The 25,702-nt window shown below is 65.6% G+C and carries 23 protein-coding genes; 12 read left to right on the forward strand and 11 right to left on the reverse strand.

Going from position 1 to position 25,702, the window contains the following annotated elements; translation table 11 throughout:
* Positions 1-102 precede the first annotated feature (102 nt).
* Both G6N49_RS10055 and ripB read left to right on the forward strand, forming a co-directional pair.
* The gene (locus tag G6N49_RS10055) at positions 103-1,326 is read left to right on the forward strand and encodes a L,D-transpeptidase (protein ID WP_064872649.1); all 1,224 of its coding nucleotides are present in this window, start codon (positions 103-105) and stop codon (positions 1,324-1,326) included.
* Between the two features lie 520 nt (positions 1,327-1,846).
* A complete protein-coding gene (gene ripB / locus G6N49_RS10060) occupies positions 1,847-2,617 on the forward strand; it encodes an NlpC/P60 family peptidoglycan endopeptidase RipB (protein ID WP_064872646.1) in 771 nt (256 codons plus the stop codon).
* A gap of 55 nt (positions 2,618-2,672) precedes the next feature.
* On the opposite strand, the gene G6N49_RS10065 is transcribed toward ripB, so the two are convergent.
* The 3 genes from G6N49_RS10065 to G6N49_RS10075 form a co-directional block, all read right to left on the reverse strand.
* The gene (locus G6N49_RS10065; protein WP_082947875.1) at positions 2,673-3,347 is read right to left on the reverse strand and encodes a winged helix-turn-helix transcriptional regulator; all 675 of its coding nucleotides are present in this window, start codon (positions 3,345-3,347) and stop codon (positions 2,673-2,675) included.
* Positions 3,348-3,628: 281 nt separating this feature from the next.
* Positions 3,629-4,549 (reverse strand): M56 family metallopeptidase, encoded by a 921-nt coding sequence (locus G6N49_RS10070; RefSeq protein WP_064872683.1) that lies wholly within the window; start codon positions 4,547-4,549, stop codon positions 3,629-3,631.
* Positions 4,549-4,905 (reverse strand): BlaI/MecI/CopY family transcriptional regulator, encoded by a 357-nt coding sequence (locus G6N49_RS10075; RefSeq protein WP_064872643.1) that lies wholly within the window; start codon positions 4,903-4,905, stop codon positions 4,549-4,551. The genes G6N49_RS10070 and G6N49_RS10075 overlap by 1 nt, the downstream gene beginning before the upstream one ends.
* A gap of 472 nt (positions 4,906-5,377) precedes the next feature.
* On the opposite strand from G6N49_RS10075, the gene ripA reads away from it, so the two are divergent.
* On the forward strand, positions 5,378-6,748 hold the full coding sequence (gene ripA, locus G6N49_RS10080; protein WP_372507583.1) for an NlpC/P60 family peptidoglycan endopeptidase RipA: 1,371 nt from the start codon (positions 5,378-5,380) through the stop codon (positions 6,746-6,748).
* Between the two features lie 4 nt (positions 6,749-6,752).
* On the opposite strand, the gene G6N49_RS10085 is transcribed toward ripA, so the two are convergent.
* Positions 6,753-6,989: a hypothetical protein gene (locus G6N49_RS10085; RefSeq protein WP_163647379.1), complete on the reverse strand. Its 237-nt coding sequence runs from the start codon at positions 6,987-6,989 to the stop codon at positions 6,753-6,755.
* Positions 6,990-7,117: 128 nt separating this feature from the next.
* On the opposite strand from G6N49_RS10085, the gene G6N49_RS10090 reads away from it, so the two are divergent.
* Together G6N49_RS10090 and G6N49_RS10095 are read left to right on the forward strand one after the other, a co-directional pair.
* Positions 7,118-7,873: a response regulator gene (locus tag G6N49_RS10090; protein ID WP_064872639.1), complete on the forward strand. Its 756-nt coding sequence runs from the start codon at positions 7,118-7,120 to the stop codon at positions 7,871-7,873.
* Positions 7,870-9,054: a HAMP domain-containing sensor histidine kinase gene (locus G6N49_RS10095; RefSeq protein WP_064872636.1), complete on the forward strand. Its 1,185-nt coding sequence runs from the start codon at positions 7,870-7,872 to the stop codon at positions 9,052-9,054. Before G6N49_RS10090 ends, G6N49_RS10095 begins: the two co-directional genes overlap by 4 nt.
* A gap of 19 nt (positions 9,055-9,073) precedes the next feature.
* Here G6N49_RS10095 and G6N49_RS10100 read toward each other — a convergent pair whose 3' ends face one another.
* Both G6N49_RS10100 and G6N49_RS10105 read right to left on the reverse strand, forming a co-directional pair.
* Entirely contained in the window at positions 9,074-9,757 is a 684-nt protein-coding gene (locus G6N49_RS10100; RefSeq protein WP_064872634.1) for a DUF305 domain-containing protein, read from the reverse strand.
* A gap of 290 nt (positions 9,758-10,047) precedes the next feature.
* Positions 10,048-10,359: a hypothetical protein gene (locus tag G6N49_RS10105; RefSeq protein WP_064872632.1), complete on the reverse strand. Its 312-nt coding sequence runs from the start codon at positions 10,357-10,359 to the stop codon at positions 10,048-10,050.
* A gap of 277 nt (positions 10,360-10,636) precedes the next feature.
* On the opposite strand from G6N49_RS10105, the gene G6N49_RS10110 reads away from it, so the two are divergent.
* Entirely contained in the window at positions 10,637-11,236 is a 600-nt protein-coding gene (locus tag G6N49_RS10110; RefSeq protein ID WP_064872681.1) for a methyltransferase family protein, read from the forward strand.
* On the opposite strand, the gene G6N49_RS10115 is transcribed toward G6N49_RS10110, so the two are convergent.
* Complete coding sequence (locus tag G6N49_RS10115) at positions 11,233-11,994, reverse strand: serine hydrolase (protein ID WP_064872679.1); 762 nt, start codon at positions 11,992-11,994, stop codon at positions 11,233-11,235. The two genes, G6N49_RS10110 and G6N49_RS10115, sit on opposite strands and share 4 nt — an antisense overlap.
* A gap of 271 nt (positions 11,995-12,265) precedes the next feature.
* On the opposite strand from G6N49_RS10115, the gene G6N49_RS10120 reads away from it, so the two are divergent.
* The 5 genes from G6N49_RS10120 to G6N49_RS10140 all read left to right on the forward strand — a co-directional run bounded on the left by G6N49_RS10120 (position 12,266) and on the right by G6N49_RS10140 (position 16,636).
* Complete coding sequence (locus G6N49_RS10120; RefSeq protein ID WP_064872630.1) at positions 12,266-12,652, forward strand: ArsR/SmtB family transcription factor; 387 nt, start codon at positions 12,266-12,268, stop codon at positions 12,650-12,652.
* Entirely contained in the window at positions 12,645-14,762 is a 2,118-nt protein-coding gene (locus G6N49_RS10125) for a heavy metal translocating P-type ATPase (RefSeq protein ID WP_064872627.1), read from the forward strand. The genes G6N49_RS10120 and G6N49_RS10125 overlap by 8 nt, the downstream gene beginning before the upstream one ends.
* An 88-nt stretch (positions 14,763-14,850) precedes the next feature.
* Entirely contained in the window at positions 14,851-15,213 is a 363-nt protein-coding gene (locus tag G6N49_RS10130; protein WP_263858058.1) for a DUF3703 domain-containing protein, read from the forward strand.
* A gap of 6 nt (positions 15,214-15,219) precedes the next feature.
* Positions 15,220-15,822, forward strand: a complete 603-nt coding sequence (locus tag G6N49_RS10135) for a hypothetical protein (RefSeq protein ID WP_179959969.1) — start codon at positions 15,220-15,222, stop codon at positions 15,820-15,822.
* 154 nt (positions 15,823-15,976) lie between these two features.
* Positions 15,977-16,636, forward strand: coding sequence for a DsbA family protein (locus G6N49_RS10140; RefSeq protein ID WP_064872623.1), 660 nt, complete (start codon positions 15,977-15,979; stop codon positions 16,634-16,636).
* 570 nt (positions 16,637-17,206) lie between these two features.
* On the opposite strand, the gene G6N49_RS10145 is transcribed toward G6N49_RS10140, so the two are convergent.
* Positions 17,207-19,135: a bifunctional copper resistance protein CopD/cytochrome c oxidase assembly protein gene (locus G6N49_RS10145; RefSeq protein ID WP_064872674.1), complete on the reverse strand. Its 1,929-nt coding sequence runs from the start codon at positions 19,133-19,135 to the stop codon at positions 17,207-17,209.
* Between the two features lie 114 nt (positions 19,136-19,249).
* A complete protein-coding gene (locus G6N49_RS10150; RefSeq protein WP_179959968.1) occupies positions 19,250-20,023 on the reverse strand; it encodes a cytochrome c biogenesis CcdA family protein in 774 nt (257 codons plus the stop codon).
* A 175-nt stretch (positions 20,024-20,198) separates the two neighbouring features.
* Between G6N49_RS10150 and G6N49_RS10155 the strand changes: the two genes are divergently transcribed.
* A complete protein-coding gene (locus tag G6N49_RS10155; RefSeq protein ID WP_064872618.1) occupies positions 20,199-21,155 on the forward strand; it encodes a L,D-transpeptidase in 957 nt (318 codons plus the stop codon).
* A gap of 420 nt (positions 21,156-21,575) precedes the next feature.
* On the opposite strand, the gene G6N49_RS10160 is transcribed toward G6N49_RS10155, so the two are convergent.
* Entirely contained in the window at positions 21,576-22,400 is an 825-nt protein-coding gene (locus G6N49_RS10160; protein ID WP_064872615.1) for an adenylate/guanylate cyclase domain-containing protein, read from the reverse strand.
* The gene (locus G6N49_RS10165; protein WP_064872613.1) at positions 22,397-24,955 is read right to left on the reverse strand and encodes a heavy metal translocating P-type ATPase; all 2,559 of its coding nucleotides are present in this window, start codon (positions 24,953-24,955) and stop codon (positions 22,397-22,399) included. The genes G6N49_RS10160 and G6N49_RS10165 overlap by 4 nt, the downstream gene beginning before the upstream one ends.
* Positions 24,956-25,702: the final 747 nt, after the last annotated feature.

Genomic DNA, 25,702 nt, shown 5'->3' on the forward strand with positions numbered 1-25,702 from the left:
CCCGTGAACGGTGCACCGTCGCCCGCGACCGGCCCTCGCGACGCACCAGGCGGTGCGCCGCCCGTTAGCCGTTACGACAACCCGATACGGAGAGCCCCACTCATGCCGCAGACAGGCTGCCCCCCAGCGTTTCGAGCGACGACGCACTGGCTGCGCACGACCGTCCTCGCGGTGGCGGTGCTGCTGATCGCGACCGCCTGCACCTCATCACCGACGGCGGCGCCCACTCCCGACGTCATCACCGACAAGGGCACGCCCTACGCAGACTTGCTCGTACCGAAACTGGAAGCGTCCGTCACTGATGGTGCCATCGGCGTCGCTGTCGATGCCCCCGTGACCGTTACCGCCGGCGACGGTGTTCTCGGCCAAGTGTCGCTGACCAACGAGGCGGGCGAACCTGTCAACGGGCAGCTGGGCCCCGACGGCGTTACCTGGTCATCGGCGGAACCGCTGGGCTACAACAAGCAGTACACCCTGCAGGCGCACGCACAAGGGCTTGGCGGAACGACAAGCACCAGCGCAACATTCGAAACCCATTCCCCCGAAAACCTGACGATGCCCTACGTCTTGCCCAATGACGGCGAAACAGTGGGCGTGGGTCAACCCATTGCAATTCGCTTTGACGAGAACATCGCTAACCGGGTTGCGGCGCAGCAAGCGATCACGGTGACCACTAACCCCCCGGTTGAAGGCGCCTTCTACTGGCTCAGCAGCCGTGAAGTCCGCTGGCGCCCCGCCGAGTACTGGGAGCCCGGAACCACCGTTGAGGTGTCGGTCAAGGCTTACGGGGTCGACTTCGGCGACGGGCTCTTCGGCCAGGATGACGTCACCACGCGCTTCACAATCGGCGACCAAATCATCGCCACCGCCGATGACGCCACCAAGACGATGACCGTACGGCGCAACGGCGAAGTCGTCAAAACCATGCCCATCTCCATGGGCAAAGCCAAAACGCCCACCGACAACGGCGCCTACATCATCGGCGACCGCTACTCATTCCTGGTGATGGATTCGTCCACCTACGGAGTCCCCGTCAACTCACCCGACGGGTACCGCACCGAAGTCGAATGGGCCACGCAAATGTCCTACAGCGGCATCTACGTGCACTCAGCGCCATGGTCGGTGGGTAGCCAAGGCATCGCCAACGTCAGCCACGGATGCCTCAACGTCAACCCGGCCAACGCCCGCTGGTTCTACGACAACACCCGACGCGGCGACATCGTGGAAGTCATCAACACAACCGGCCCCACACTGTCAGGAACCGACGGCCTCGGCGACTGGAACATCCCCTGGGAGCAATGGAAGGCCGGAAACGCCAACCTCTGAGCATCGGAAGTTCTTGACACCGAGCCGACATGGCTTCAATGCCCGGCGAATCTGAAAACAATTACTCCGCAGTGCATTTGAGGTCATTTCTGAGACGTCGTTGCCGTACGGGCGGTTGTCGGCGTGGCTGGAGCCCATCGGCTCCCCGATGACCGATGGCGGCGCGTACCGCCGACGAGGCTTCACATGACCGCTCGGGGCAGAATGGTTGCTGACGCCCGAAGACGGCCCATAGAGCTCCTTGCCGAGAAGCTCGCACATTTGAGTTAGTCCGCGCACCATTCACGCGCGTCTTCCCGACCGTGAAACGGGTTTAAGTCCAGTACTTGCCGCATCGAAGCGAACGGCCGCAGCGAATTTCACCACTGTAATTATGTGGCTGGTGTTACTGGTGGGGCTTTTGTGGGTTACGCTTTTCTACGTAGGAGCTACGTATTTTTGGTGCTGCGCCCTACGTATGCGATCAGCCCCGCTATTGGTGCGTGAAGTAACTCACCGCCGGGCGCACCGAGGAGAAGACATGGGATTACACGTCCGGAGCAAGGGTGCGGCAACTGCCCGCGCTGACCGTTGCGACCCGGCAATCCTTGTTGCGGGACGTGTTCGACGGCTCCCCGGTGTGATCGCTATCGTCGTCTTGCTTTTCCTCGCGTGCGCACCGGTCGCGTCGGCCCAACCTGCCGCCGGGCCGTGGGACCCATTGCTTCCGAAGATACCGAGCGCGGGCGCTCCCGGCGATCCGGTTGCCATCGCGAACGCATCCCTGCAGGCAACGGCCATGGCGACGCAGACGGCCATGAATATGGGTCGCAGCTTCCTCAGCAGCCTGGGAATTGTCAGCCCCGCCGCGGATCCGTCGACGAGCGTGCGCGGAAATCGGGTCAATGGTGCGCAAGCGATCGAGTACGTGATTCGCAGGGCGGGAACGCAAATCGGTGTTCCCTACTCGTGGGGTGGCGGAAGCCTCACCGGTCCAAGCCGCGGCGTCGACCAGGGAGCAGGCACCGTGGGCTTTGACTGTTCAGGCCTGACACGGTTCGCGTTCGCCGGCGTCGGTGTTCTGCTCCCGCGATGGTCCGGTGACCAGTACGACGCCGGCCGAAAGGTGCCGCCCTCCCAAGCGAAGCGGGGCGACCTGCTGTTCTGGGGGCCGGGCGGGAGTCAGCACGAAGCTATCTACCTGGGCGGCGGTCAAATGATTGAGGCGCAGCAGACCGGCGTCCCGATCAAGGTCTCCCCAGTGCGAACAGGGGGCATGACGCCCTACGTCGTCCGGATTATCGAGAGCTGAGCGCGAGGCTCAATTAGCACGCCCGCAGAGCCGTTCACCTCAGCGGGTGACCGAATCAACCGACGAGACAGTAGCCGATGCCGCGGACAGTGCGGACGTAGCGCGGACAGGTCGGGTCGTCCCCGAGCTTGCGACGGAGATTGCCCACATGCACCCCCAGAGCAGCCCGACCGCCGGGGTGCGAGGCTCCCCAGAGACTCTCCTGGAGTCGCCGGCACGTCACGGGTTCGCCCGGATTGTCCGATAGTGCCCGCAGGATCGCGAACTCTGTCCGAGTGAGCGGTACAACGTTTCCTCGCTGATACACCCGCCGAGCCGCGACATCGACCACGAGGTCGTCGATTTGCCGTCGCTGCGTATCGCCGGCCGCACCGCACACGCCGATGTGCCTGAGCGCGCGTCTAATTCGTGTACTCAGCATCTCCGAGTCGCCGATCGCCACCACTGCGACACGTGACACCAGCGGCGCCATCTCTGCATCAGTAAGCGCGACTACGCCACCTTGTGCCACCTGACGAACACGGTCAAGGACAGCAGCTCCCTGGTCCGTTGGCCCTACGCAGACCACCACCACGTCGGGGTCAACGACACGCAATGCGGTGAGTGCTGCGGTTTCCGAGCATGCGACCGTAACGGCGAAATCTCCGGCGTGCATACGGTGGGCCAGCATGTCGGCGTAGATGCGTCGCGGCTCAACGAGCAGAACGCGGATGCGGCCGGCGGCCGCCACCGGAGATGCGGCACTACCCGGTCCGAGGTGTGACTCGATGGTCGTGGCAGCCTCCTGTCGACGACGCGCATCGCGGTTACTGGATTGCCTACGCGGGTTCTGACAACCAGCATATCGTGATCTACGTTGTTACTACGTAGATCACAGCCCGGGCGTCCCGCATGTCGTCGACTATCCGCTTTCAGCCCGTGTTCTCGCGACATCCGATGTCGGCTTTTTGGGTTTCGGTCGACCGCGTCGATGTCTTCGCCGCCGCAATCGTGTCGGCTGTCGTCAGGTCCTCAGTGGTGGCAGAGCAGCTGGATGAGAGCTGGTGTCGCAAGCATGGCGATGATCGCGGCAGCTAAGCAGATACGGTGGCGCCATCGCACGTGGCGGCACGTGGGGGTGACCAATCGTTCCGCTCGAGCGACGACCGCCGTTCCCGCTGCGGCTAGGCCTTCGTGCACAGGAGGTTGATGTCCGGCCAGAGCAATCAGCCCGGCAAGCAGAGGGCGAGTGCCGACGCGCCGCGCGGCGGTATCGTCGGCGCACATCTCCAGCAGTTCTGCTACAGAATGGCGTGCCGTAGCGAAAAGCGGCAGGCGGGGCAAAGTGACGGCGAGGGCACGCAGCCCCATGAGGATGTGGTGGTGGCGCCCCGAGATGTGGGCATCTTCGTGTGCCAGAACCGCTTTCAGTTGCGACCGGTTCAACGTCTTGATGGCCGCGGAGGTGACGATAATGGTGTTCAGGCGGCCGCCCACACAGTAGGCGGCGGGCCGGTCGGCGTCCACGACAACCACGTTGGGGTGACCGGTGGGCCGGCCAATGATCCGCGCGGCATGTGCGTGCTCGTGACTCCGCGCGCGTAGGCGGGACAGGCTACGGCTCATCCGCAGTCCTCCGAACCCTAACGTCAGGGTCCCCACACCGATGAGGGCAACAGATCCGATCCTGCCCGCCATCGGTGTGTGTTCGGAAAATCCGAACAGTTCAAGACACAGCGTCACCACCGCGCCAGTGCGAATACTGTCCGCCGTTGCACCGATGACCATCGAGACCGCGACCAGCCAAGCCGCCAGGGTTGCGGCGACCGTGATTAGCCATGCGGCGACTCCCATATGAGGGCTGATTCCCTGGCCGGTCATTCGCCGCAGAACCGGAGGAGCCAACCACGCAAGCGCACCCCCGTAAAGCAGCAGCCACAGCGCCGTAGTCATCATCGCCGCCCCCTACACGTAGCCGACTTCAGTTGCGCCGACTGCTCCGCACTCATCTGATCGACTACGACCAACACCGCACTGGTATCACCGCCGCAGTCGATAGCAGCCCGCACCAATTGCGCTGAACACCCCTCGTGGCCCATCGATGCCGGGTATACATAGCCTTTCCCACGGCGCTGAGTCCTCAGCCGACCCTCGCGGTACAGGTTGTCTATCGTCGGCATCACACTGGTGTAGGACTGGCGCTTCCCGGAGATCTCGTCGAAGCCGTCGCCCACTGTGATGGGCCCCGCGCAATCCCACACGCAATCCATGACTACTGCATAGAGGTCGCCGAACCCTCGCTGTTCCATTCCGCGCCGCTCCTGCTGTCCACGACGAGCTGGAGTACTTTGCCCATCGACCCCTACCAGACCCCCAATGTAGCGCCCGACCTCGAAAGTTCCGATGCGCCGCACCCGGCGTTCATGGCCTCGTCAGTGCATTCCACGCCGCCGTGCGGGCGGAGCCGATCACGCACGGGAGCTGTCAACTGGGCATCAGCTTCGCCGCAGCGCTGACAGACGATGATTGAGGGGCCGCCTGCGGGTTGTCCACGGAGCCTCGCAGAGTCGTTACCGACTTGAGACTGTGACAGGCGTTTCCCCTGGTGCGCAAGTGATGTACGTTTTCAACTGCCTACTATCGTGCTCCGTACTTTGCTGGGCAGTAGGTCCGATCCGAGAATGCCGTGCGCTGGCCCTCGCTCGGTAGCCCGACGACGCTCAACCCAGGTGAGGAGATCCGATGCGTTGCCTCACTTCACTTCTCACTCTCTGCGCACTGATGTCGACGCTGATGCTCAGCCCTTCAGGTATCGCGGCTGCCGAACATGACGGCGCACCAGACGGCGACAACAAGGACATTCCGTCCCTGGTTGCGGCTGTCGCCGAGGCGAATCAGCGGGTAGCCGATGTCGGTGCCGATATCCAGATCAAGCAAGAGGGCGTCAACAAGGCCCTCGTCGAGATTGCTGCTGCTCGCGACATTCTCGCGGACGCGCAGCGTGAGGTTGCCGCCAGTGAGCAGGGCCTCGCCGACAGTCAGGTGGCGATCGACGCCGCGCAACAACGCTTCGATCAGTTCGCCGCATCGATGTATATGAACGGGCCGTCGGGTGCGCTGCCACTGGCAGACGGGCCGGAGGAAATCCTTGCTGGAGCCTCGACGCAACAGAGCCTGATCATCAGCTTCCAGAAGGTCAGGGATGACCTCGTGCGCAGGCAGACCGATCACGCCAACAAGCTCTCAACCGCGACGGCTGCCCGGGCGCGCGCTGAGGGCGCCGCCGCCGAGGCGCAGCGCCGCCAGGACGACGCGGTCGCCGCCCTTCAGGAGGCGCAGCAGACCTTCGCGGCACGGCAGGACGAAATTAATAGGCTTGCCGCCGAACGTGACTCGGCGCAAGCCCGACTCGGTGCCGCCCGGCCGGTAGCAGGGACCGCGACTGCGCCCACGGTTCCTCAACCCGGCGCCGCGCAGGCACCCGGCGACCAATGGGACCGAAGCGACTCTTTGCCGGCCGACAATTCTGGCGCCGGCCTCTGGGACACCACGCTGCCGATGGTGCCCAGCGCCAATGTGGCCGGCGACCCGGTAGCCATCATCAACGCGATCCTCAAGATCATGGCGACCTCGGTGCAGCTGACTGCCGACATGGGCCGAAAGTTCCTTACCAAACTGGGCATTCTCTCCCCGGCGGCCGCCGCCGCAGATCCCGGCATCACCAATGGACGCATCCCCAGCCTGAACGGCCGGCAGGCCTCTGAGTTCGTGATCCGACGCGCCATGTCACAACTGGGAGTTCCCTACTCGTGGGGCGGCGGCAACGCCAACGGTCCCTCTCGGGGCATCGATCAGGGAGCCAACACCGTCGGCTTCGACTGTTCCGGGCTCATGCTGTACGCCTTCGCCGGCGTGGGCATCAAGCTCGACCACTATTCCGGATCGCAGTACAACGCCGGCCGCAAAGTTCCGTCATCGCAGATGCGACGTGGTGATCTAATCTTCTACGGCCCCAACGCCAGCCAGCACGAGTCCATGTATCTCGGTGACGGCATGATGCTCGAAGCTCCCTACACCGGGTCCGTCGTCAAGATTTCCCCCGTGCGCACCTCCGGCATGACACCCTACGTCACGCGCTTGATCGAGTACTGACACCTCACAGCGAGCGCTGTGGCGGTTGCACCGTTAACGCATCATCCGCCCCAGCGTGACCGCTGTGAACGGGCTCCTCCAATGCCTCACGCCGCTCGCTGCGGCGCTGCGGCGCTGCGGCGCGGAACAGAGCCGTCGCGCCGGCGATGGCGGCGGCCCACAGCACGACGACAACGGCGCACAGGATCAGCCACGTTTGCCACCCGAGGCTGTTCGGGCAGACGTCCATCAGCCAGCGCATGCAAGGCCCTCCTCCACAGTGAGCGTCACCCAGCCGCAGGATGGAATCGGTATGAGTCTCGTAAAGATCTGCTGAAGATTGCGCCGTTCCGGAAGTCGTGCGCCGCCGCGGCCGCTTCGGCGGGCACCATGGGGAGCATGGAGCGCCACCCGGGTAGATCGCCTGAGCAGGCGAAGGGATACCGCGCGCTCGTCGTCGACGACGAACTGCCACTGGCCGAAGTGGTGGCCAGCTATCTGGAACGCGATCAGTTCGAGGCCGTGGTGGCCGGCAACGGCGTCGACGCTATCGCTGTCGCACGCGACTTCGATCCCGATGTCGTCATTCTCGACCTCGGCCTGCCCGGCATTGATGGACTGGAAGTCTGCAGACAGCTGCGCACGTTTTCCGACGCCTACGTCGTCATGCTCACCGCTCGTGATACCGAACTCGATACAGTCCTCGGCCTCACTGTCGGCGCCGACGACTACATCACCAAACCCTTCAGCCCGCGCGAGCTTGTGGCGCGCGTGCGGGCCATGCTGCGGCGGCCCCGCGTCCTGCAATCGGCCACCGCAACGGCCGAACGTGAGGTGGCACCACCGCGTCGGTTCGGTGCGCTGAGTGTCGACGTCGCCGCCCGTGAGGCTCGCATCGACGACGAACTAATCTTGTTGACCCGCACAGAGTTCGACATCCTCGAAGCGCTCTCCGGCCGGCCCGGAGTCGTGCTGAGCCGGCGGCAACTTCTCGAGATCGTTCGCGACGGACCCTGGGTCGGCAACGAGCACCTCGTCGACGTCCACATCGGGCACCTGCGGCGCAAACTCGGCGATGATGCCGCACGCCCGCGCTACATCGCCACGGTGCGAGGTGTGGGATACCGGATGGGGACCGGACAGTGACTCCCCCGCCTGCGTCCACAGCTCGCCGACGTCGACGGCGGGGCCGTCCTGGTATCGGCCTTCGGCTGCTGGCGGCCCAAGCCATCGTGCTGGCAGCCGGGGCCGTGACGACCGCGGTGGTCGCCGCCGTTGTCGGCCCTCCCCTGTTTCGCGAGCATCTTCACCGCGCGGGGGTGCCGATGAACTCGCCAGAGGAAGTCCACGCCGAGGAGGCCTACGGCTACGCGACGGTGATGTCCATCGGGGGTGCGCTGGCGGTGTCGGCACTGGCCGCGCTGGCCGTCAGCTTCTATCTCAGTCGACGGCTCCAACGGTCCATCACCGAAGTTGCCTCCGCTGCCACCGATGTCGCTCAAGGGAATTACGACGTCCGCGTGTCATCGCCGCGCCTGGGCGACGATTTCGACGCGCTCTCCACTGCCTTCAACCAGATGGCTTCCCGGCTCCAAACCGTTGATTCGACAAGACAGCAGCTCTTTGGAGACTTGGCGCACGAGATCCGCACACCGGTCGCGGTGCTAGAGGCATATATCGAAGCACTCGAAGACGGGGTGCGCACTCTGACGCCGCAGACGGCGGCCATGCTGCGCGACCAAACCCGCCGGCTGGTGCGATTCTCCAATGACGTCGCCGCCCTGGCCAAGGCCGAGGAAGGTTCAGTTTCCATGTCGTACACCAACATTGACGTCGACCGCTTAACACACCGGTGCGTCGCCGCGGCGCAGGAACGCTACGACAACAAAGGAGTCGCACTACGCGTATGCCTCCAGAAGGCGCTACCGCCGTTGTGGGCCGACGAGCAACGACTCTCCCAAGTCCTGGGCAATCTGCTGGAAAATGCGCTGCGGCACACGCCTTCCGGCGGGTCGGTCGAAGTCAACTGTGTCCGCGACGGCGACCGGTTGAGGATCGCCGTCGCCGACACCGGTGAAGGGATTGCCGCCGAGCACGTCAACCGGGTGTTCGAGCGGTTCTATCGGGCAGACTCCGCCCGCGACCGCGAGCACGGCGGCGCCGGTTTAGGGCTCGCCATCGCCAAAGCGCTGGTCGAGGCCCACGGCGGAGCCATCTCCGTAGCGAGCGCGGGCCCCGGCGGCGGCGCAACATTCACCGTCGACTTACCCATCGGTGAGGTGCGCGCCGAAGAGCTGCCTGTTACGGCTGCCTCAACGCGGACCTAACCGTCGTGCTTCTGACCTGTTACTTGTCCAGCATGCCCTGCATAGTGTCGATCTCCGCTTGCTGAGAAGTCACGATGTTGCGCGCCATCTCCACCGCCGCGGGGAACTGGCCGTTGTCGATCTCCTGCTGCGCCATCATGATTGCGCCCTTGTGATGGGCGATCATCTGCGTCAAGAAAAGTCGGCTCGCCTCCGCGCCCTGCGCGTTCTGCAGCGCAGCCATGTCGGCTTCCGACATCATGCCGTGACCGCTGCCGCCCATATCAGGCATCTTGCCCATGTCGCCGCTGGGCATCTGGTGAGCAGGCATGTCGTGGCCAGGCATAGCGGTGCTGGTCGCAGGTGCAGGCGAGGACGACGCCCCCCACTCCTGGAGCCAACCCTGCATCTGCTCGATCTCGGGGCCTTGAGCATTCTTGATCTCGTCAGCGAGTGAGATGACCTCGGGATCGATGCCCTGCTTGCGGAGAAGCATGTCGCTCATCTCGATCGCCTGCTGGTGATGAGGAATCATGCCTTGGGCGAACGTCACATCAGCGTCGTTATGGGTAGCGTCGCTGCTGGCAGCGCTGGGCGAGGCCGATGGTGCCGCCGGGCTGCTGGTCGATGACTGAGAGTCTGTTGTCGCATTCGAACAGGCGCTGACGAACAGGGCCGCCGCCGCTAACGCCGCAAACCCAAATCCATATCGCTTGTGCTGCATCGCACATCCTTTCTCATACATCTTCCTGACACCATGCGTCCACACACACGGCAAGCGCTCTCGCCGCCTCGGTCCAGCCTCAGGACTCCGCGTATGGGTCGGTTCGAGTTCCGATGAAGATTCGATGAAGACGCCTCACCAACCCGTCGGTACGCGCCGCGCGCTCGGGCGATTCAGCGTCACGCCGCAGCCGGTTCAGTCATTGCCCGCGACCGGAAGGAGTCCGTGTGCAGCTCGGTAGATTCATGCCGCAATTCTGACCGAAGCCTTGGCCTGCCCGCACGCCGCGATCAGTCGATCGGCAGCCGCCGCCGCAATGCCTCCGCGAGCTGGGTAACCGTCGGCAAACCCATCAAACCGGCATCGGTCTGATATAGCCGGCACGCCAACTCCATCGCCGGGACCGCATCGTCAAAAGCGTCTATGCCATCGACGAGAATCGTTGGAGAGCCCGCGAACGACAAGGCCGCCGCCTCATCATCCGTAGCGACCCGCCGATACGTGATCTCGACGTCGACCAGTCCAGCTGCTGCCGCGCCCAAATGGGCACCGGCTTCCCGCCAATTCGGACACCCTTCGACATAGACGATCTCCACTCTCATGTGCCAATGGTGCGCGTACCGAGCCGGTGATGTCATCGGCAGGGGGCATCACCGCCAACTACGGACATGTCCGCACCAGCAGAACCGGTGTCCCGGGGAAGTCTCACCGATTAGACGCGGGGATATGGCGGCTTACGCGACTCGCGCCATCAGAGTTAGCGCCGGGCCTGCGGATCGCTCTCATCCTTCGGATAGTTGCACATATTGCAATGTTTGCATACGTTTGACTTTGGAGGTGGTTGTGGTGGCTGCGATAAGTGCTCTAGTTCTGTATTTGATGTTTGTCGCACTCGGGTTCGGCTGGCGGAGTTGGCGCCACTATCGGCTTACTGGTTCCACCGGCTTCCACGGAATCAGCGGCCGGCCGGGCTCACCAGAATGGGCCGCCGGCGTCGGTTTCGTCGTGGCCATGGTGCTCGGCCTCCTCGCGCCGGCTTTGCAGGTGTTTGGCGTGCTAGCCCCACTCGCTGCTTTCGAGGTCTGGGGGCTTCAGGTATTAGGGTCCGTGTTGGCACTCGGGGGTCTCGCCGGAACGCTGTACGCGCAGAACGACATGGGTAATTCGTGGCGGATAGGCGTCGATGTGCAGGAGTCCACGACTCTGGTGCGCCGCGGCGCGTTCGCGGTCGTGCGCAACCCGATCTTCACGGCGATGCTGTCGTTCGCGACCGGCGTGGCGTTGATGGTCCCGAATGTGTTGGCGCTGGCTGCATTGATTCTTCTGGTCGTGGCGATCGAATTGCAGGTCCGCGTGGTGGAGGAGCCATACCTCGTTCACACGCACGGGGACGCCTACCGGTCCTATGGTCAAGCCGTCGGCAGGTTCCTCCCTGTTCTGGGACGTTTTCCAAGGTCCGTTGGTGGTGAATCCCGCTAAGCGGGCGCCAGCAGAATCTGCGCCAGCCGCGTGGTCGTTTCCACGCCGTCGTCGTAGGCGCCTTCGCCGTTGAGCGAGTTCATGATCGCCAACGTGTACCGTTGTCGAGGGCCGGCGAAACCGACGCTGTTGACGACCCAGCCGCCCTGTTCTTGGGACCACCCGTTCTTGTTGCCGGGAGTCATGGCCGCGCCCGCTCCCCACACTCCCCACTGCTGGTTGGCGTCGAGGTGTTGCATCTCCGACACGATGGCCGCGGTTTGGGCCGCAGGCAAGCTGGTGAGGGTGTAGTTCATCAGCCGGTCGAGGTCTTCGCTCGTGGCCTTTTGGAAACCCCAGTACGGGTAGGTGCCGCTGAACCCCTGCTGCGGTTGCAGGCTGGTAAGTCCGTACGTGGCGAAATTGCGGTTGAACGTCATGTTGTCGGGTCCGCTGTAGCGTTCCCAAAGCGTATCGGCAGCGTCGCTGTCCGATGAGTGCATCATGTTGGCCATGAGTTGGCGGTCGGCCGGGGTCAAGGCGATCTGGCCGGCGCGAGCCCGAGTCAACAAATCAACCACCATCGCTAGCTTGATAGTGGATGCGGTCCACATCATCGTGGTAGCCGCGTCGTTGCGGTGAGCCTGTCCGGTCGTCCGGTCGCGAAGCACGTAGCCCACCGTGCCGGGACGAGTGGCGAGGTAGGCGTCTGCCTGTGCGATGCGCTGTCCGATCTCAGCGGCGGCGACGGGTGTCGGCGCGCAGAGCAACACGGTCATAGCGACAAGTCCGGTGACGACGGCTCGCACGCGCATAGCTTGTCAGCCCCACGGGCATCAGGGCCGACGGCACGCCGGGTAAGCACCGGTTCCTACTATCCATCTCCGTACATTCAGGCCGGCGGATTGTAGGTGTGCCTGGCACGCAGTAGGTAGCCCGACGTCGGCGCGTGTCGCGTTCGACGCGGGCGGCGTGCAGCTCCGCCGACACGCCGGCCCCCGTGAAGTCCCACCCCTATCAGGCGATATCAACGTTCGTTAGTATGTTCGGATGAGCGAGCCGCAGCTTGATCACTGCGATCTGTTGTGCTTGGACCTGCCCCATGCCGAGCGAATTCGTTCCCGGCTACCGTTACTCGTCGACGCCGAATCACTGGCAACCGCAGCGCGGGCTCTGAGCGACCCGACGCGACTGACCATCGCCTCAGCGCTGCTTGCCGGCGAGGAACTGTGTGTATGTGACATGGCCTGGGTGGTCGGGCAGTCGCAGAACCTCGTATCCCACCACCTGCGGCAGCTCAAGATCGCCGGTCTGGTGACTTCTCGGCGGCAAGCCCGGATGGTGATGTACCGACTCACCGACCGCGGCCGATCCTTGACCGAGGCCGTGCTGGCGCACGGATACCGCCAACCGGCCTCCGAGGCACGCCATGTCTGACCCATGCTGCGGGCCCGCGGCCAATGGAGTCGACACCGAGCCCGGATCGGGACCGGACAAGTGGTGGGGAGTCCGCGAACTGCAGCTGGCGGCCCTGGCGGCGGCGTTGCTCCTCGGCGGCTGGGCGTTGCACCGAAGCGGTCTTTCCTCCATCGGCATGGGGCTTGAGCTCGCGGCGGTTGCCGCCGGGGCCGCAACGTTCGCGCCGGGAGCCGTTCGCAGTCTTCGACACGGCCGCGTCGGCGTTGGCACGCTGATGACGATCGCCGCGGTCGGCGCCGTGGCGCTTGGACAGGTCGAAGAAGCCGCGCTGCTCGGAATCCTGTTCTCCATCGCCGAAGGACTCGAGCACTACGCCGTCACCCGAACCCGCCGAAGCCTGCGCGCCCTGCTGTCGCTCGTGCCGCCATCGGCGACCGTGATCCGCGACGGCCACGAAATCCCTGTGCGCCCGGACGATTTGCTCATCGACGACGTGATGGTGTTACGGCCAGGAGACCGTGCCGCCACCGACGGCGTCATCACCTCCGGTCGCACCAGCTTGGACGTGTCGGCGATTACCGGAGAATCGGTTCCAGTCGAGGCAGGACCCGGCGGTGAGGTGCATGCCGGTGCGATCAACGGCGGCGGGGCGGTCGAAGTCGCCGTCACCGCCGTCGCCGCCGACAGCTCGCTCGCCCGCATCGTTCACATCGTCGAACAGGCTCAGGAGCGCAAGGGTGCGGGTCAGCGGTTGGCGGACCGGATCGCCCGCCCTCTCGTCCCAGCGATCATGGTTCTGGCCGCCGCTGTTGCGGCGTTTGGCGCGCTGGTGGGCGAGCCGATGCTGTGGCTCGAACGCGCGCTCGTGGTCCTCGTCGCCGCCTCACCCTGCGCTCTGGCCATCGCTGTGCCACTCACCGTTGTGGCCGCCATCGGCGCTGCCAGTCGACAAGGCGCCCTCGTCAAGGGAGGCGCCGCCGTCGAGGAACTCGGACGCATCGCCGTGATTGCCCTTGACAAGACGGGCACGCTGACCCGAAACAGCCCCCAAGTGATAGAGACGGTGACCGCCAGCGGCGTCAGCGAGGCCGAAGCCCTGCGCCTCGCCTGCGCAGTCGAGTCCCGTAGTGGGCACCCCCTGGCCCGGGCAATTACCGACGCTGCAGGCCGCGACATCGTCGCGGCTGAAGACGTGACCGCCGTTGTCGGCCATGGCATCAGTGGCCGCGTCGACGGTCGCAGGATCCGTCTGGGGAAGCCGGGCTGGGTCGCGGCCGGAGAATTCGCCGCCGACGTCGTGCGCCTCCAATCGGCCGGGGCGACAGTGGTCCTGCTCGAATGCGACACCGTGGTGGTGGCGGCGATCGCGGTCCGCGACGAGCTGCGCCCCGAAGCGCCGGAAGTGATACGGCAACTACACGAGCTGGGCATCACCACCGCGATGCTGACCGGCGACAACTCCCGCACGGCAACGGCCGTGGCCGAAGCCGCCGGCATCACTGTCGTGCACGCCGACCTGCTTCCCGAAGACAAAGCACGCCTGCTGTCCGAACTCTCCGGCGGCCGGCCCATCGCCATGGTCGGCGACGGGGTCAACGACGCCCCCGCACTGGCCACCGCCGACATCGGCATTGCTATGGGCGCGATGGGCACCGACGTCGCCATCGAAACCGCCGATGTCGCGCTGATGGGCGAGGATCTGCGTCACCTCCCCCAAGTCCTCGCTCACGCCCGCCGAGCCCGCAAAATCATGCTGCAGAACATCGGACTGTCGCTGGCGATCATCACCATCCTCATTCCCCTCGCCGCCTTCGGGGTTCTCGGGCTGGCCACCGTGGTATTGATCCACGAGGCGGCAGAAGTACTCGTCATCCTCAACGCGATCCGCGCCGCACGCACCCATCCCCTACCCGGCGTCGAACCGCAGCGGATAGCTGCAGCGGCGGCGCACCACGTCACCCTCCCCACCTCCCCGACACCCGTCGATGCCTGCTGCGCCCCGACGCCGGCGCCCGCACCGGTGGTCCTTGATCGTCGGGAAACCTGCAGCGGCGGATGCACCTGCTGCGCTGCGGAACCCACGAATCCCCGTGACGAGTCGACCCGTCGAAGTGAACACCACTGGTGATGGTGCGACCGCGAAATGCCTTCGCCGCGGCGATCGACCTACTGCCGAACCGGAATTGGTGTTGAGCAGCACCGCGCACACTCGTCGTCTGTGCCGGTCGGGCGCAGCGCCGTCGCGCCGCCCCCGGGAGGCGTATCGGCGGGAGATGGCCGCTGCAAAGCGCACACCATCCGCCAGGCAGCGGTGGCGGCATTGGGAACGGGCACACATCGTGTCGCAACCCGACCCTTGGCTACACACCTGCAATCACGCGGCGATGCTGGCCTTGGCGCTGCGCCACCGAGACCGTCGCGAAGCTTTCGGCCAGGTTGTTCGCCTGATTGTCGCTGCGCCGGGATCGCTGACCGTGCGCTATCCCGGGGGCAACACCGATCGGGTCGACGCGGGCCTCATGACCCCGATGGCCGCGCCCGCCGATCTTGCCGCACTCGTGGGCGGGCGAAGGGACTGAAGGACAATGGCGGTCACGACGTCGAACCAGAACACGCGGCCGTGGCCGGCCGTCGCCGCCGCAGTCGCGCTAACGACCGCGGCGTTGAGCGTGGGCTATTGGGCGCTCGGGCTGGCAACCATGCTCATCTTTACCGCCGGGTTCGTCGGGGGCTTGCTTCTGTGGCTGGTGTGGCCGAGTGGCGGCGGCTGGGCCGACATTCGCGCACCGTATTGGATCGCCCTGTTGTTGTTCCTGGCCCACCGCGTCGAAGAGAAGCAGATGGGGTTCTTCGCATTCCTAGCGGCGGTCACGGGTGTGCCGACCCCTGCGGTGAACTCGGTGCCCGTTGTGCTGCTCGTCGCCGTCTCCGCGGGCGCCTGGCTGTTGGTTCCCGTCCTCATGCGGCGCGGCCGCCCGATCGGCCGATACCTGGCATGGACGTTCTTCGCCTCTTTGGGCCTCACGGAGTTGGCGCACTTTGCGGTGTTCCCGTGGCTCGATCCCGGCGGGGCCGGCTACGTGCCCGGAATGTGGACCGTCGTCGCTCTCGCACCGGTCGCCTGGTGGGGAATGTGGCGTCTCACTCGACGGCCGTCCATCGAATCCGCGCCCCAGCGTCCGATCTAGCGCCAGCCGAAGGCATGACCGATCTACGGTCTTCCTCCGTATATAGTCGGACACGCGATGCTCAACCGCGGGCGCGGTTCGGGTCGGTGCTGCGGTACGGGGCTGCGCCGGCGCATCACAGACGTTCGGTGAAACTGATGAAGGACGCATTCCAATGGCACCTCTCACACGCATTCTGCTGACCGTCTTCGCGGTCATCACCATGATCATCGGGGTTGGCGTGTATCTCTCGGCCCAGGACAAGGACGCCCCGACCTCCGCGCAAGGCCAGGGTGAAGACGTCGGTCAGCTGGTCCGGGACAACAGTCGCCGCCTCACCACCGTGCCGAACAGCGATGTCGCCTTCGTCGAGTTCCTCGACTTCGAATGCGAAGCGTGTCGCGCGGCCTTCCCGATGGTCGAACAGCTGCGCGCCGAGTACGGGGACCGCGTCAACTTCGTCATCCGCTACTTCCCCATTCAGTCTCACTTCAACGCAGAGCGGGCGGCGCGCGCGGTCGAGGCGGCCGCCCAACAGGACAAGTTCGAACCGATGTACAAGAAGATGTACGAGACGCAGAGCGAGTGGGGCGAACAACAAACTCCTGCGGACTCCCGATTCCGCGGATTCGCAGCCGAACTCGGGCTCGACATGGCGGCGTTCGATGCCGCCTACAACGACCCCGCCACACTCGATCGTGTCAATGTCGATGTCGCTGACGGCAAGGCCCTCGGGGTCAAGGGCACACCGACCTTCTTCATCGACGGAACCGAAGTGGAATTCAGGAGCTACGACGACTTGAAGGCCGCAGTCGAACAGGCATTGAACGGATAGCCGCGGTGACTGCCGAAAGCTCTCGGCGCACCGGTTCCATACCTCGGGACGTGTGCGGGCGCGAACATGAAAGCAGCACCCCGCGTCGACGGCGATCTGAGGGGTCGACATCGACCGCAGTACACCGATCTCGCGTTGGGTGACAGGGAGATGCCTTCTGCGCGAAGTCGGTCCGTCGCGGTGATATCTCGCTTCGACCTCAGTACGCGCCATCTCGAATCGCCTCTGCGTGGTGGGCGACCATCAGTCCGAGATGCAAGCGGTTGGCCAGCTGCACTGGTTCGGATGATGATGATGATGATGCGGCGGCCGGGCCCCGCACCCCACGCCCCGCGTCATCTGATCGGCCGACTGCCGGATCCTGACGAACACGGCTCGAGGGTGCTGTGGTCGGCGCCCGAGCTCTCACCGCAGACGGGACAATCCGGCGGCCTGGGCATGGCCCGAAAGGGAGAAGGGCGTCCCTGTGAACGGGCGAGAACATTGCGCGATACCGGGTCGGGGCCGCGCACGCGCCTAGCCCGAGACCAATGTGCTGCAGCCGCTATGCCAACAATGCGGTCCTCGTCGTCATGAGCCCAGGCTCGGCGCAGCCGTCCTCTGCTCGATCGCAGTCGAGCGGCGGCGCCGCGCGATCAGTACCGCGAGCACCGCCAGCATTGCCACAACCCCGCCGGCGGCAATCACTTGACCTCCCAGCCGCTGGTCGCCCAGCAAGTTCGCATGCCAGCTCAGTTTCAAGGAGCGGTAGAAGGCGCCACCGAGAACCTCACGCATGTTCATCACCACGACCCCGGCAATGATGAACTGCGACAGCGCGAGAAACAGCATCGCGATCCGGCCCCGCTTGGGCATCGGCCGTGGCACCAGCGGCTCGACGCCGCCGACGGCGGTGAAGAACAGTGCACCGCTGAGCAGGAAGTACCCGATCATCAGCATGTGCGTGGCATGTTCGCTTACGGCAGCATCGAGAACCACTTCGAGGCAGAGCCCGTACAGGCCCACCACGAGAAGCGTCAGCGCCGTCCACGGATGAGCGATAAAACGCAGCAGTGACGAATTCAGCGCGCTGACCAGCCATTCGCGTGGCCCCGGCACCGCATTGGGTTCGGCTGCCCGCAAGGCCCTCAGCGCGAGGGTCACCGGTGCGCCCTGCACGAGCAACACCGGCACCACAATTGTGAGCACCAATTGAGCGACGGCGTGCATGCTGAACATCGCCGCCATGTACATGCCGAGTCCTGACGACGTGGCGAACAGCAAAACGACGCAGCCGATCAGCCACGATACGGTGCGCCGCGTCGACCACGGGGCACCGCGGCGAGCCAGCCGATACACCGCAGCAAGGTAGATGCCGGCCATGACGACCGCCGCCGTGCCGAAGATCAGGTCGAACCGCCATTCGACGAACACCCGCGCGATCGTCGGCGCCTCGGTGAGGTCGAAGCCGAGCGCAGCCTCGGCCGGAACGGGTTCGCGCGTCACGGGCGGCGGTGGCGTGCGACCGAGCCCGACCGCCAGGCCGACTGCGACGCCAAACAGGGCGGCTTCTGTGAGTGCGAGCCGCAGCAGCGGTCGGCGCGACGTCGGATCACGCTGCAGCGCAACGATCGACGACCGCCGCTGTCGCCAGCCGATCACACCGAGGCCGGCCAGCGCTGTCACCTTGCCCACGACGAGGAGCCCGTAGGTGCTGTCGAAGATGGTCGACACGTCGATCCGGACCGCCGCGTTGACGAATCCGCTCACGGCCATCGACGCGAAGCACCACAGCGCCAGACCCGAGAAACGCCGGGCGGCGATGTCGGTGTGGCTGCCGCCGCGCAGCGCGTGCCCGAGCAGCGCCAGCAATCCGCCGGCCCACAATGTCCCGGCAACCAGGTGAATGATCAGGCTGTTGGTCGCGATGTCGTGTGAGCCGCCCGACGAGGAGTGCCCTGTCACGGCCAGCGGCATCAACGTCGCCAGGCCGCCCGCCAGGAGGGCAGGCGTCCACGACCACCGCAGCACCGGCAGGCTCGCTACCGCGACCACCGCTGCCAGAATCGAGGTGGTGCGCCACGCCGCGGTGGTTTCGACGAGGTCGGCCGCCGACCATATGTCCAGCGGTGTGAGCTCGGTCAACGGCACCCCCGACACGTCGGAGATCGTCAGCGCCACCAACAGCGCAGCGCACATCGCCCAGATCGCGCAAGCGGCAGCGCCGATCCGAAGCGCCCGGTACCCGTCGACGCCGAGCACTCCACTTGCCTGCGGCGGAACGAGGAACGCCGCGAACAGGAAGTGTCCGATCGCCACCATCGCAGCGATCTCTCCGGCGGCGCGCAGGAAGGACAGCCCGTAGGTGGTGATCGGCCCGGGATCGCTCAGCCCGGTCACCGCCAGCGCCTCGGGCAGTGCCTGGGCGCCGATCGCGGCAGCGGTAACGCCCGCTAGCAGTGCAGCCCCGAGCAACACAGCCCGCACGACCCAGCGTCGGGGGGCAGCAGACGTGGCCATCACCGTCCCCATTCCGATCCCGCGGTCGATTCGCCATGACCGCCTCGGCGCTTGACGATCAGCACAGGTGTCCTCGGAAAGAGCGACGGCGCGGAGGGCTCGAAAGCGACTGCGTCATATCGGAAGTGTGGTGTTGCTGACGAACGCATCGCGCACCCATGACACCACCTCGTTCCACAGCCCGGTCAGCAGGGCGATGCCGACCGCGACGAGGAGCACGCCGCCGAAGACCTGAATTCGCCGAGCGTTTCGTCGCAGCCAGCCCAGTGCCCTCATTGCCCGTCCGGATGCCAGCGCGAACAGCACGAACGGAGCGCCCAGACCCACACAGTAGGCGACGACGAGCACGATGCCGCGCATGACGTTGGGCCCTTCGGTGGCAGATGCCACAGCGATGACACCCGTCAGCGTCGGGCCCAAACACGGGGTCCAGCCCAGCCCGAACACCGCCCCCAGGAGCGGCGCACCCCACAGCGTGGACAACGACGTGGGCGTAAACCGCGCGTCGCGTTGCAGCGCAGGGATGAAACCCATGAACACCAGACCCATCACGATCGTGACGACTCCGCCGATGCGCTGCAACAGCACCCCATTGGCGATAATCGTCGTCGTCAGTCCCAGAATCGCGACGGTTCCCATGAGGAACACCGCCGTGAACCCGACAACGAACAACCCCGCGGCCCCTGCCACCCGCAGACGTGCCCTGCCCGGCGGCTGGGCACGCGCCTGGTCATCATCCACGCCAACCACCGCGGCCAGGTAGGACAGATACCCGGGTACGAGAGGTACGACGCAGGGCGACGCGAACGACACCAACCCAGCTAACGCCGACACGAACACCGCGAGGAGCACGTGACCAGACGTAGCGATCGCGGTGACACCATCCACGAAGTCCGACACCCTCCGCATCCACCGTTTCCGAATTCACGCATCGACGACGCAGTTCCGCAGCCACACTGCGGCGCCCGAGACGCCACATCATCTACTATTAAACTACGTAGCAACAAATCGTCGTCAGCCGCCGCGAGCATCGGTGGGCGACCAGTGGAACGGAGAGGCCCGTATGCGGTGCTCGGCAGCCAGGCAAATCTTGGCCATGATGACGACCGCTCTAGCGGCTGTGACCGTGCTGACGGCGCCGTCGGCCTCCGCCGAGCCACAGATACCCGTGCCCGCACCCGGCGACCCCCTCACGGTCCCCGACTCGGCAGCGCCGAATCCCTTCCTCCCACCGCTATCCGGCACTTTTCCCGGCCCATCGCCGACGGCTACCGAAGACACACCCGCCGGCCAGAACCCGGCGCCCTACCTCGGCCCACCGGTCTTTGCTCCCCCCACGTTCAACCCGACGAACGGCTCGACGGTCGGCGTCGCCAAACCCATCATCATCAATTTCCAACGGCCCATCGCCGACCGCACGCTGGCTGAACAAGCCGTCCACATCTCCTCCACCCCCGCGGTTCCCGGGAAGTTCTACTGGATGAGCGCGACTCAACTCAGATGGCGGCCCATCGACTTCTGGCCCGCCAACACCACGGTCAGCATCGATGCCAGCGGCACGAAATCGAGCTTCCGCACCGGCGACTCGTTGGTGGCGACTATTGACAACGCCACCCTCCAAATGGAGGTCATGCGCAACGGCACACTGGAGAAGACCATGCCGGTGTCCTTGGGAAAGCCGGGATACGAAACACCCAACGGCACCTATTACGTGCTCGAGAAGTTCGCGGACATGGTGATGGACTCCTCCACCTACGGTGTGCCGATCGACGCAGCCGAGGGGTACAAGCTCAAGGTCAAAGACGCGGTGCGCATCAACAACGCCGGCATCTTCGTTCACGGCGCGCCCTGGTCAGTCGCCGATCAGGGCAAGCGCAACGTCAGCCACGGGTGCCCCAATTTGAGTCCAGCCAATGCGCAATGGTTCTACGACAACTTCGGCAGCGGGGACCCGGTCGTCGTCAAGAACTCCGTCGGCATCTACGACGAAAATGACGGAGCCCAGGACTGGCAGATCTGACGTCCAAGCCAGAAACGCCCAGCGGTCACACGCCGCACCCCGCTCGGCACCTTCGCAAGACCGCGCGCGCAAGACCAAGAGCGCGATCGTCACCCACATCACCAAACGCGCTCCCCACCGATCGTAACCCGGTACCCATAGAGGTCCTCGGCAGCGCCATCCCGCACAGACGATGCTGACGGCCCTGTCCTCGTCCAGGGCCGTCGGTGGTTTCATCGAACGCGGCAGCGCCAGTATGACGCGCGCTCACGCCACGACACACGATCCATGTCGGCGACTTATCGAGGAAACCACCGTCCCTCGGCGATGGGTGTCGATGAGCAGCGGGTCCGTTTCCCGCCACCGGGTGACCGGTCAGGTCCTGAAGCGAATAACGTTGTCGGCGAACACTATTCGTGACACGACGTCATCTTCCGCCCTCTACGAGGAGGTTGACGGAGGTGAGGTCGACTCGGCATTCCGCCCGCGCGGTGAGGACGCCAGCGCGCCGAAGTGCGCCGCAATTTCACCGACGAACGACTGCGTGGTCGGCGTCGGGTCCTCATCGCCAGAGGGCGGGCGCACTTCACCGACGCGACGCGCGAATTGGCGTAAACAGGCCGTCGAACAGAAGTAGAACCGGTAAGTGTCTTCCTCGTGCGCGATCGTCAACGGTTGGGCGTCTGTCGTAACGTGCATCCGACATATCGGATCGACGTGCTCCTGGTGGCGGGTTCCGACGTCGAGGGCGAACGCTTCCACCAGGGCACCGACGTTCCGCAACCGAAGCGGGCCCAACGACGTCATCGCCAGGAGGTCGGTTCCCCGTAGCGCGGCCGCGGCCGCGGCGTTGCCGACAATCTGGCCTGGCCGGGCGACGGCGGCCAGTCTGGCTGCAGTGTTGACCGTCGACCCGAAGACGTCTCCGCGGCGCTTCACCACCGGCCCAACACAGAGGCCGGCGCGCAACAATGGAAAGCCGTCGATGCGACTGGTCTCGTCGTGGAGTCGCCGGAGGAAGGCCAGCGCCGCGGTGGGGTCCGAACTGGTGATCATCACGGCATCGCCGAGGGTCTTGACCATGTCGTCGCCGGGCCCGAGGACCCTGGCAGCTGTGGTGGCGAACCGATCTGCCAGTTCGGCAGCGCGATGATCACCGTGGGTTTCGGTGAACGCAGTGAACCCAGCGATGTCCACGAAAATGACCACCGTGTTCACGTCGGCATGCTCGAATTCATCTGCGGCACCGGACGGGTCGATCGTCATGGCGTCTCTTCTGCACGCTCAACGCGCGGCGCTGCTGGGGTGACCGACTGCATAGGCATCCCGAGGAGGCGCAACGCATTGGCGACGACGATGAGCGTCGAGCCTTCGTGGATGAGCACGGCGGGACCGATGCCCAGGCCGAAGACCGTCGCCGGGATGAGGACCGCGACGATTCCGAGACTTGCCCACAGGTTCTGCTTGATGACGCGCGAGGAGCGGCGGCTCAGGCTCACCGCAAACGGCAACGCGCGCAGGTCGTCGGCCATCAGCGCAACGTCAGCGGTCTCCAACGCCACGTCGGAGCCCGCCGCCCCCATCGCGATACCCACGCTCGCGCCGGCCATTGCGGGCGCGTCGTTGACGCCGTCGCCGACCATCCCGACGCGGCCGTGGCGTTCCCGCAGGGCGGCGATCTGGGCCACCTTGTCCTCGGGCATCAGATCGCCGCGGGCGTAGGCGACACCGACTTCGGCGGCGACGGCATCGGCCACCCGCTGGTTGTCCCCCGACAGCATCACGGTGTTCTTCACGCCGAGTGCGGCAAGACGCGCGATGACCGCCGACGCCTCCGGCCGAGGAAGGTCCATCAATCCGATCGCGCCCAACCAGCGGTCGCCCGCGCGGACGAGCATCGTCGTGCGGCCCGCCTGTTCGAGACGATTCACCTCGGCCGCCAGCTCAGCCGGCGGGGGCTGAGCGGCGTCGGTGAACAACTCGGTCTTGCCGATGCAGACCTCGACCCCCTCGACGGACGCGACGATGCCGCGGCCGATCACGGCACGGACGTCGGTCGCGCGGGGTGTTACCGCCCCGGCGAGACGCTCGCGGCCGTCGCGGACGATAGCTCGGGCGAGCGGATGGTCGCTTTGCTCCTCAACGGCAACGGCGATCCGCAGCAGTTCGGCGTCGTCGCTGTCTGCGGTGGCGCAGACATCGGCGATCCGGGGCCGCCCCTCGGTGAGGGTGCCGGTCTTGTCGAAGGCCAGCACGCTGACCCGGCCAAGTTCCTCCAACGCGGCACCGCCCTTCATCAGGATGCCGGCCCGCGCCGCTCGCGCTACCGCCGACAACACCGCGCTGGGCGTGGCGATCGCCAGCGCACACGGGCTGGCCGCCACCAGAACGGCAAGCGCCCGGTACACCGTGTCAGTGAACGGCTCGTCGACCACGAACCCGGCGAAGAGCAGCAGCACCACACCCACCAGGATCACGGGCACGAAGATGCGCTGGAACCGGTCGGTGAAGCGCTGCGTGGAAGTGGTCTTGGTTTGCGCCTCGGCCACCAGACGCACCACTCGGGCCAGGGTGGAGTCACCGGCGAGCCGAGTCACCTGAACCTCGATGGCGCCGGCGCCGTTGATGGTGCCGGCGAACACCCGTGATGCCGCGTCGATGAGCTCGGGTGACGCCGCGGCTGCCGCCACGTCCGAAACCGGGATCTTGTCAACGGGGACGCTTTCCCCGGTCACCGGGGCTTGATCGATGCTGCTGCTGCCTGCCACGACGAAGCCGTCTGCGGCCAGACGCATGTTGGGGCGCACAACGACGATGTCCCCAATGCGCAGGTCCGCGACGGACACTTCAACGGTGTCGCCCGTGCCGCCGCGCCGCACCAGCGCCGTCTTGGGGGCGAGTTCGGCGAGCGCTTCGATCGCCCGGCGAGCCCGGCCCATCGCATAGCCCTCGAGTGCGTGTCCGACGCTGAAGAGGAACAGCAGGAGCGCGCCTTCGGCGACTTCGCCGAGCGCCGCCGCACCCGCAGCGGAGACGAGCATGAGGAAGTCGATCTCGAACCGGCCCTGCCGCACACTGGCAAAGGCTTCCTGCACCGTGAAGAACGCACCGAAGAAAAACGCCAGGCCGTAGACCACCACCTCGGCCGAACGCGGCGTATCGGCGAAGGCGGCCAATAACCAGCCCGTGAGTAGCAGGGCGCCCGCCAGTCCCGCAAAGACCAGTTCGGTGCGCTCGCCGAAGATCCCGCCGTGACCGTGCTGATGGTCGGCGCCGTCTCCGTCGTGCGCGACGGCGGCGTCGACGTCCGCGGCGCTCCCCGACGGCGCACCCTGCGCGGCGATCACGTCTACGAGTTCCTGGGCGGTCACCGTCGTCCGCTCGAACTCCAGCTCGACTGAATCTGGTGTCGCCGCTGCGGCGACGACGCCAGGAATCGAAGACAGCGTGTCGACGAGCGCAGTTCGCAGCGCCTCATCGTCATGAGTGCCCGTGGTCAACCACCGCAGGTGCCCATACGTCGATCTGATCGTGTCGGCCGCCCGCAGAGCCCGCTGCTGCACTTCTGCTGCGGTGGCAGCCTCGGCGTCGTAGTGCACGCACAGGCGGGGTTCCGACGTGTCGCCATCGATGACGTGGACCCGTTCGATAACTCCATCGTCCCCCAGGCCGCGCGTCAGCCGGTCAGTGCAGCGCTCGTCGCTACCGGGAAGCAGCGCTGCGAGGTCGAGTGCCAGAGTCTCATTAGCGCGCATGCCGTCGGCGCCGCGCCGGCTCACCGTCCCACCGTCGCGATCTGTCATGCATGCAATAATACGCATGTATGCATATGACTCGTCAACCCTTGCCTGCGCGCAACACTCCGATGGCCGGGCCTAGTGGTGAAAATCGACAATTCGGACTTGCAGATTCGCTCGGCCGTCACCGACAGCGAGCAGCGCTGCCAGCGCCCGCACGCAGCGGGGTAGCGACGCTCTTGTCTGCGTCGCGAGGCGATGCCGGCACATCTACGAATGATCGGAGCCCAAACGTCTACCAACGGTGACCGGGGCTCGTGGAAATCTTCGACGGCCAGTAGGCGACGTATTCACCCTGGGGGTTCACCCTGGGGGTCGTAGAAGTGACAGCACCCATCGGGACTGGTCCGCGCCGTCCACCCGCGCGCCACGGCCCACTCAACGAGGGCACTGACCATCTCGCCGTCAGCGGCGGCCCGTCGTGTTGATTCCGCACCGCCCCGGATCAGCTGCATATGCCGTGCCCTGGGCCTGCCAACGGCGAGGCCTCTCCCCCCTGTCTAGTGTCGGCCGCCGCAACGGAATCATGAGAACTGTTTCCGCGGCCGCATCACCTACGTAGCTACATAGTACTTGTTGGTGGCGTCGCGATGGTTCGAGTGTGCGGGGTGGGAAGCGTGAACCGCTCGGAAAGAACGCCGGCAGCGAGGGAGCCCTGACGGCCTCACTTGAGAACGACCCGTGGTGCGCTCACCTCGATGCTTGGCGCACCCGTCGGCGTCTCCGAGGTCAGGCTGTCCCGTAGCTGGGAGGCGCCGAAGTGCGCGCGTC

The sequence above is a fragment of the Mycolicibacterium monacense genome (genome assembly GCF_010731575.1).
GTDB classification, from domain to species: Bacteria; Actinomycetota; Actinomycetes; order Mycobacteriales; family Mycobacteriaceae; genus Mycobacterium; species Mycobacterium monacense.

Excerpts from the sequence above, each read along its gene's own strand:
- G6N49_RS10135 (WP_179959969.1), top strand. The coding sequence starts at position 15,220 with ATGGCGGTCACGACGTCGAACCAGAACACGCGGCCGTGGCCGGCCGTC.
- G6N49_RS10115 (WP_064872679.1), bottom strand. The coding sequence starts at position 11,994 with ATGACCGTGTTGCTCTGCGCGCCGACACCCGTCGCCGCCGCTGAGATC.
- G6N49_RS10110 (WP_064872681.1), top strand. The coding sequence starts at position 10,637 with ATGTTTGTCGCACTCGGGTTCGGCTGGCGGAGTTGGCGCCACTATCGG.
- ripB (WP_064872646.1), top strand. The coding sequence starts at position 1,847 with ATGGGATTACACGTCCGGAGCAAGGGTGCGGCAACTGCCCGCGCTGAC.
- G6N49_RS10145 (WP_064872674.1), bottom strand. The coding sequence starts at position 19,135 with ATGGCCACGTCTGCTGCCCCCCGACGCTGGGTCGTGCGGGCTGTGTTG.
- G6N49_RS10070 (WP_064872683.1), bottom strand. The coding sequence starts at position 4,549 with ATGACTACGGCGCTGTGGCTGCTGCTTTACGGGGGTGCGCTTGCGTGG.
- G6N49_RS10075 (WP_064872643.1), bottom strand. The coding sequence starts at position 4,905 with ATGGAACAGCGAGGGTTCGGCGACCTCTATGCAGTAGTCATGGATTGC.
- G6N49_RS10085 (WP_163647379.1), bottom strand. The coding sequence starts at position 6,989 with ATGCGCTGGCTGATGGACGTCTGCCCGAACAGCCTCGGGTGGCAAACG.
- G6N49_RS10165 (WP_064872613.1), bottom strand. The coding sequence starts at position 24,955 with ATGCGTATTATTGCATGCATGACAGATCGCGACGGTGGGACGGTGAGC.
- G6N49_RS10100 (WP_064872634.1), bottom strand. The coding sequence starts at position 9,757 with ATGCAGCACAAGCGATATGGATTTGGGTTTGCGGCGTTAGCGGCGGCG.
- G6N49_RS10160 (WP_064872615.1), bottom strand. The coding sequence starts at position 22,400 with ATGACGATCGACCCGTCCGGTGCCGCAGATGAATTCGAGCATGCCGAC.
- ripA (WP_372507583.1), top strand. The coding sequence starts at position 5,378 with ATGTCGACGCTGATGCTCAGCCCTTCAGGTATCGCGGCTGCCGAACAT.
- G6N49_RS10120 (WP_064872630.1), top strand. The coding sequence starts at position 12,266 with ATGAGCGAGCCGCAGCTTGATCACTGCGATCTGTTGTGCTTGGACCTG.
- G6N49_RS10090 (WP_064872639.1), top strand. The coding sequence starts at position 7,118 with ATGGGGAGCATGGAGCGCCACCCGGGTAGATCGCCTGAGCAGGCGAAG.
- G6N49_RS10055 (WP_064872649.1), top strand. The coding sequence starts at position 103 with ATGCCGCAGACAGGCTGCCCCCCAGCGTTTCGAGCGACGACGCACTGG.
- G6N49_RS10105 (WP_064872632.1), bottom strand. The coding sequence starts at position 10,359 with ATGAGAGTGGAGATCGTCTATGTCGAAGGGTGTCCGAATTGGCGGGAA.
- G6N49_RS10140 (WP_064872623.1), top strand. The coding sequence starts at position 15,977 with ATGGCACCTCTCACACGCATTCTGCTGACCGTCTTCGCGGTCATCACC.
- G6N49_RS10125 (WP_064872627.1), top strand. The coding sequence starts at position 12,645 with ATGTCTGACCCATGCTGCGGGCCCGCGGCCAATGGAGTCGACACCGAG.
- G6N49_RS10155 (WP_064872618.1), top strand. The coding sequence starts at position 20,199 with ATGCGGTGCTCGGCAGCCAGGCAAATCTTGGCCATGATGACGACCGCT.